At 65.2% G+C, this 3,079-nt stretch carries 2 protein-coding genes; one reads left to right on the forward strand and one right to left on the reverse strand.

Translation table 11 applies throughout. From position 1 onward, the window contains the following. Window positions 1-1,416, forward strand: a 1,416-nt coding sequence (gene pyk / locus H6A15_RS10035; protein ID WP_204673616.1) for a pyruvate kinase, incomplete at its 5' end; no start/stop codon positions are given. A gap of 173 nt (window positions 1,417-1,589) precedes the next feature. On the opposite strand, the gene H6A15_RS10040 is transcribed toward pyk, so the two are convergent. Then, window positions 1,590-2,678: a threonine aldolase family protein gene (locus H6A15_RS10040; protein WP_204673617.1), complete on the reverse strand. Its 1,089-nt coding sequence runs from the start codon at window positions 2,676-2,678 to the stop codon at window positions 1,590-1,592. Window positions 2,679-3,079 lie beyond the last annotated feature (401 nt).

Raw genomic sequence — 3,079 nt, forward strand, 5'->3', positions numbered from 1 at the left:
GACGAGGAGACGCTGCGCCAGATGATCCTCGCGGGCATGAACGTCGCCCGCTTCAACTTCAGCCACGGCAGCCATGAGGAACATCATATCCGCATGGAGCGCGTGAAGAAGGTCGCGCGCGAGCTCAACCATCCGCTGGGCATCCTGCTCGATACCAAGGGCCCCGAGATTCGCACGGGCTTTTTGGAAGGGCATGGCAAGGTCACGCTGGTAGAAGGGTCGAAGGTCACGGTGACCGCCGCCGAGACCTCCGAAGAGCTGCTGGGCACCTCCGAGCACTTCTACCTTGACCACCTGGAGCTCCCGCGCGAGGTCAACGTGGGCGGCACCATCCTCATCGACGACGGCCTCATCGGCCTCACCGTCGACGAGATCCGTGGCCAAGACATGATCTGCACCGTTCAGAACGGCGGCGAGCTGGGCGAGAAGAAGGGCGTGAACGTTCCCAACGCGCACCTGTCGTTGCCGAGCATCACCGAGCAGGACCGCGAGGACATCCTGTTCGGCCTCAAGGAGGGCATCGACTTCGTGGCGGCCTCTTTCATTCGCGATCCCGAGGGCGTGCTTGAGATCCGCAGGCTGCTCGACGAGAACGAGGGCACGCACGTCGGTGTGTTCCCCAAGATCGAGTGCGCCGTGGCGGTCTACCACTTCGACGAGATCCTGAAGGTCTCGGACGGCATCATGGTCGCCCGCGGCGACCTGGGCGTCGAGGTCGCGCCCGAGGTGTGCCCCACCATCCAGAAGGAGATCATCCAGAAGTGCAACGCCGCCTGCAAGCCCGTCATCACGGCGACGCAGATGCTCGACTCCATGATCCGCAACCCGCGGCCCACGCGCGCCGAGGTCACCGACGTCGCCAACGCCATCAACGACGGCACCGACGCCACGATGCTCTCGGGCGAGACCGCCTCGGGCAAGTATCCGCTCGAGGCCGTGAAGATGATGGCGAACATCGCCCTCATCGCCGAGGCGACGATTCCCGAGCATAAGCCGTTCGACTTCGAGGCGCTCGACCCCGGACGCAACGTGATCAACGCCGCCATGGGCCTCGCTGCGGTGACTACTGCCTTCAACGTGGGCGCAAAGGCGATTCTCACGCCGACCGCCACCGGACGCTCGGCGCGCCTGGTGTCTAACTTCCGCCCGGTGCTTCCCATCCACGCCGTCACGCCGAACGACTGGGCGGTGCGAAAGATGACCGTCTATTGGGGCGTCGAGCCAAAGCTGGGCGGCTTGAACATCCGCAACATCACCTACATCGTGCACAACGCCGTGGCCGAGGCCAAGGCGAGCGAGATCGTGCATGAGGGGGACATCGTGGTGGTGACGGGCGGAGACCCGGAGACCTCTGTCGTGCTGCCCGACAGCCAGGTGTCGACCAACGTGGTCTATGTGGCACAGGTAAAGGAGTAGGCCTGCACCAGGGAGGGCCGCCACGCGGCGGGTTTCCCGACGGCACGGCGAGATGATTCGCGAGATAGAAAGGCCGCTGTCGATGGATGTCGGCAGCGGCCTTGTGCTATCGGTTGCGGCGGCGCTTGGAGCTTTGCCGGACGTCCGACGAGGACGGCCTCGAATGGCGACGCCTAGCGTTTGGCGGAGCGTTCGGCGAGAGCGGCCTCGAACTCGTCCAGGTTCTCCGGTGTCGTGGCCCAACTCGTTACGAAGCGGGCGACGATACGGCCGGCGCCCGCGGGGTCGGGCTGCGCCTGCAGCTCTGCTCCGAAAACCTTTGCAAGCCAAGCGCCCTCGTCTGGCGTCACCCAGAAGAACTGCTGGTTGCCCGTCGTCTCCAGCACGCTCTCAAAGCCTTCCGCCGCCATGGCCTCGGCGAGACGGCAGGCGAGCTTGTTGGCATTGCGGGCAAGCTGCCAGTACAGAGCAAGGCCGGTCTCGTCACGCGTGGAGGGGTCGAAGGCGGCCTCGTACATGACGCCCATGATGCGTCCCTTGGCTGTGAGCTGGCCGGCGCGCTTGGTGAGATAGGGGAGCCTGGCGATGGCGCGGCGACCGCGTTCGGTGCGCGGGCTCACCACAAGCGCCTCGCCAAAAAGCATGCCGTTCTTGGTTCCTCCCAGCGTAAATATGTCGGCCCGTTCGGCGATGTGCTGAATGGTGAGGTCCGACCCGGGTGCCATGATGCCGCTTGCCATGCGGGCGCCGTCTACGTAGACGGCAAGGTCCCGCTCCGCCGCCCAGTCGCAGAGGGCGTCGAACTCGGCGCGCGTGTACACGTAGCCAAGCTCGCTCGTGTGCGAGAAGTAGAGCATGCCGGGGCGTGTCGTGGCATTGCCGTTTGCGACGGCAGCGTCCCAGAGGGGCTGCATGCCCTCGACCGTCAGGCGGCCCAAGGGGTCGTGGGTTGCCAGAAGACGACGGCCCGCGGCCTCGATGGCGCCGGTCTCGTGGACGGTGGGGTGTGCGTCGGCGGCGCAGAGGGGGCCTTCGAATTCCTCGGTGAGCGACGTGATGGCGAGGATGTTTGCGGGCGTGCCCCCCGGGACAAAGCTCACGAAAGCGTCTGGCTGCCCGATCTCTGCGCGGATGAGCTCGGCGGCGTGCGCGCAATGCTCGTCGGTGCCATATCCAGGCGCCTGCTCAAGGTTGGTGCGCACGAGCGCCTCCAGAATCTGCGGCGCGGCGCCTTCGCTATAGTCGTTGCGATACTGGTGCATGTCTTCTCCTAGGGGCTTCGTGGCGGATGCTTTAGTGCGATGGCGTTCTGCGGCGCTGCCGCGAGGGTCGCGTGATCGAACGCTGCCGTCGGGGGCGGGTCCTGTAACCTGATTGGTTCTGCCTGGTGACGGGGCCGCTGTCCCCGCGAGCAATGGTACCGCAACCAAGGTGGGCGCAAGCCGGCTCTTTCCTGCCGGCTTGCGCGCGCCGAACGCCTGCCGCGGGCCCGGCCGCCCGTCTCGCCTCTCAACAGTTGCTTCGTTGCTACAAAAATAGCGAGCAACGGCGGGGCCGTTTTTCACCGCTGCTCGGGTTTATTACGAAATCGGGCCCAAAAATGTAAAAAAGCCGAGCTTCGGCGAAAGGGACATTGGCGATGGGCTGTCTCTTATACACATCT

The organism is Enorma phocaeensis, assembly GCF_016901575.1.
Classification (GTDB): Bacteria; Actinomycetota; Coriobacteriia; order Coriobacteriales; family Coriobacteriaceae; genus Limicola; species Limicola phocaeensis_A.

Excerpts from the sequence above, each read along its gene's own strand:
- H6A15_RS10040 (WP_204673617.1), bottom strand. The coding sequence starts at position 2,678 with ATGCACCAGTATCGCAACGACTATAGCGAAGGCGCCGCGCCGCAGATT.